This window comes from Streptomyces sp. NPDC007164, from assembly GCF_040634135.1.
Classification (GTDB): Bacteria; Actinomycetota; Actinomycetes; order Streptomycetales; family Streptomycetaceae; genus Streptomyces; species Streptomyces sanglieri.
The window spans coordinates 1-2,847 of record NZ_JBEYFB010000128.1 but is presented as its reverse complement, the minus strand read 5'-3'; the positions used below and the strand labels follow the sequence as shown (position 1 = coordinate 2,847).

Genomic DNA, 2,847 nt, shown 5'->3' with positions numbered 1-2,847 from the left:
CTACGAACTGGCCGGCGGAGACGTCGCCGAGCTGATGCGCGCGGCACGCCGGATCCTGACACAGATGCTGGCCGGGCAGCAGGGCCTGCTGGCCGAGCTGCACACCGCCGATGCCCGGACCAGGCCGTGACCTGACGCCGGCGGCGCGATCCGCGATGCGCGCGGCCCCGTCCCCGGAGCCGGGAACGGGGCCGATGATCACGCGGCGGGCCCCGCGCCGGGTCAGGCCTTCTTCAGGAACTGGGTCTTCAGGACCAGCCCCTTGACCTTCTTGGTGTGGCACTCGACCTCGTCGGCCCGGCCGGTGAGGCGGATGTTCTTCACCAGCGTGCCGCGCCTGAGGGTCTCCGACGTCCCCTTGACCTTCAGGTCCTTGGTCAGAGTGACGGAGTCGCCGTCCTCCAGGGCGGTGCCGTTGCTGTCCTTCACCACGATGTCGCTCATCGGTCTTTCCTTGCTGTTCGGGTTGTGCGGGCCGGCGGGTTGCCGCACCACTGCCGTGGGCGAGCCGCTACAGGGGCAGGGTGATCCAGATGCTCTTGCCGCGCCCGTCCGCGTCCGCGCGGACGACCGCGCTGCCGCCGAGCTGGAGGGTGAGCTCGACGACGGTCGCCAGCCCTCCGGAGCCGGAGCCGGTGAACGAGGCGTGCAGGGCGGGCTGGTGGGGGTGGCGGTCGTGGACGGCGAATGCGAAGGTGTCCGGGCCGCCCGCGAAGACGACCGTCAGGCTCGGGGAGAGTTCCGCGGCGTGCCGGACGCTGTTGGTGACCAGCTCCGCGACCATCAGCAACGCCGGATCCACGCAGGGGTGGCGGCGGCCGACCCCCCACTCCGCCAGGACCTGCTCGGTGGTCTCGCGGGCGATGCGGACGGCCGGCCCCATGGCGGGCACGGTCAGCACATGCCGGTACGGGAGGGCGTCGAGCCCGGTGCTCACTTCGCCTCCGGGAGGGTGTCGACGAGGGGGTCGTGGGTGACGGGGCCGGTCCGGCCGGTGACGGGAGCGGTCCTGTCGGGGGCGGGAGCGGTCCGGCCGGGGGCGGCGGGCAGCAGCCCGGCCCGTTGCAAGTGGCCGCGGGCCCCGGCGATCGCCTCCGGAGTGGTGGCGTACTCCCGGCCCTCCGCCCGCAGCAGCTCCAACGCGCCGACGGAGTCCAGTGCCCGGCGCTGACCGGGGCGGATGCCGGATGTGAGTACGGCGATGCCGCGCCGGTCGAGCCGCTCCACGGCGTCCTTGAGCACGAGCGCGCCGGTGGCGTCCAGGGTGGTGACCCACGACATCCGCAGGATCACCACGCGGACGTCGGAGACCTCGGACAGTTCGAGGAGGAAGCGGTGGGCACCGGCGAAGAACAGTGGACCGTCGATGCGGTACGCGACGATGTGCTCGGCCAGCAGCGCGTGTTCCTCCTCGCCGTGGTTGCCGGGCAGGTCGGGCCGGAAGTCCACCCGGTCCATCCGTGCCTGGAGGGCCACCGCCCGCAGCGCCAGCGCCCCGGCGACGACCAGGCCGATGACGACCGCGTACACGAGGTCCAGGGCCAGGGTCGCCACCGCGGTCAGCACCAGGACGGTCGCGTCCGCACGGGTGGCCTTCGCCATCGCCCGCAGCGAGCCGACCTCGACCATGCGGATCGCGGTCGCGATCAGCACCCCGGCCAGCGCGGCCAGCGGGATCCTGGAGACCAGCGGGGCGGCGGCGAACACGATGAGCGCGAGCACGGCGGCGTGGGCGAGGGCGGCGAGCCGGGAGGAGGCGCCGGCGCGGACGTTGACCGCGGTGCGGGCGATCGCACCGGTCGCGGGCACCCCGCCGAACAGCGGGGCGGCGATGTTCGCCAGCCCCTGCCCGAACAGCTCCTTGTCGGGGTCGTGCCGTCGGCCGACCGTCATACCGTCGGCGACCTGCGCGGACAGCAGCGACTCCAGCGCAGCCAGGGCGGCGACCGCGACCGCCGGGGCCAGCAGCGAGCCCAGCGCGGACGGGTCGACGAAGCCGAGCGACGGGGCGGGCAGCCCCGCCGGGAGATCCCCGATCGGGGCGGCGTCCAGGTGGAAGAGCTGCGTCACGAGGGTCGCGGCGATCACCGCGACGATCGAGAACGGGATGCCCGGCCGCAGACGGGCCCCCGCCAGCATCACCACGACCACCCCGGCCGCCAGCGCCGGGGCGGCCGGATCCGGGGAGTTCACGAACGCCTCGGCGGCGTGCCAGGTCGCCACGAGGACCTTGTCGCCCTCCGGCCCGGCCACCCCGAGCGCGTTCGGGACCTGTTGGAGGCCGATCACACACGCGATGCCCAGGGTGAATCCCTCCACCACCGAGGCGGGAATGTATGCCATGTACCGCCCGGCCCGCGCGACGGCGAGGCCGAGCAGCATCAGCCCTGCGATCAGCCCGGCCATCAGCACGCCGCCGGTGCCGTACCGGGCGACGATCGGCACCAGCACCACCGTCATCGCCCCGGTCGGCCCGGACACCTGGAGGCCGGAGCCGCCGAAGACTGCGGCGACCGCACCCGCGACCACGGCGGTGGCCAGCCCGGCCTCGGCGCCCAGGCCGGAGGAGACCCCGAATCCCAGCGCGAGCGGCAGTGCCACGATCGCCACCGTCAGCCCGGTCGGCAGGTCCCGGCGCGGATCACGGCCCATCGCCGCCAGATCGGCGCGCGAAGGCAGCAGCGACCGCAGCCGGGCACCGCCCTTCGCCAGGAGGCTGCTCACCGGGCCGTGACCTCGGCCTCCCGCAGCTCCGCCAGCAGTTCGTGCTGCCCGGCCAGCATCTGTGTCAGGATCCGGCGTGCCGCGCGCATCAGCTCGGCGACGTCTCCGCCGGCCAGTTCGTAC

At 74.1% G+C, this 2,847-nt stretch carries 3 protein-coding genes and 2 pseudogenes; 1 reads left to right on the top strand and 4 read right to left on the bottom strand.

The features are described 5' to 3' along the window. Positions 1-130, top strand: a pseudogene (locus ABZ622_RS41915) (transcriptional regulator); the annotation flags it as partial. 92 nt (positions 131-222) lie between these two features. On the opposite strand, the gene ABZ622_RS41910 reads toward ABZ622_RS41915, so the two are convergent. The 4 genes and pseudogenes from ABZ622_RS41910 to ABZ622_RS41895 all read right to left on the bottom strand — a co-directional run. Beyond that, the gene (locus ABZ622_RS41910) at positions 223-444 is read right to left on the bottom strand and encodes an alkylphosphonate utilization protein (RefSeq protein ID WP_360552574.1); all 222 of its coding nucleotides are present in this window, start codon (positions 442-444) and stop codon (positions 223-225) included. 67 nt (positions 445-511) lie between these two features. Then, positions 512-937 carry an ATP-binding protein gene (locus ABZ622_RS41905; RefSeq protein ID WP_360552572.1) on the bottom strand — a complete coding sequence of 142 codons (426 nt, stop codon included), beginning with the start codon at positions 935-937 and terminating at the stop codon, positions 512-514. Beyond that, complete coding sequence (locus ABZ622_RS41900; protein ID WP_360552570.1) at positions 934-2,724, bottom strand: SulP family inorganic anion transporter; 1,791 nt, start codon at positions 2,722-2,724, stop codon at positions 934-936. Before ABZ622_RS41900 ends, ABZ622_RS41905 begins: the two co-directional genes overlap by 4 nt. Beyond that, positions 2,721-2,847, bottom strand: a pseudogene (locus ABZ622_RS41895) (transcriptional regulator); the annotation flags it as partial. The gene ABZ622_RS41900 and the pseudogene ABZ622_RS41895, both read right to left, overlap by 4 nt.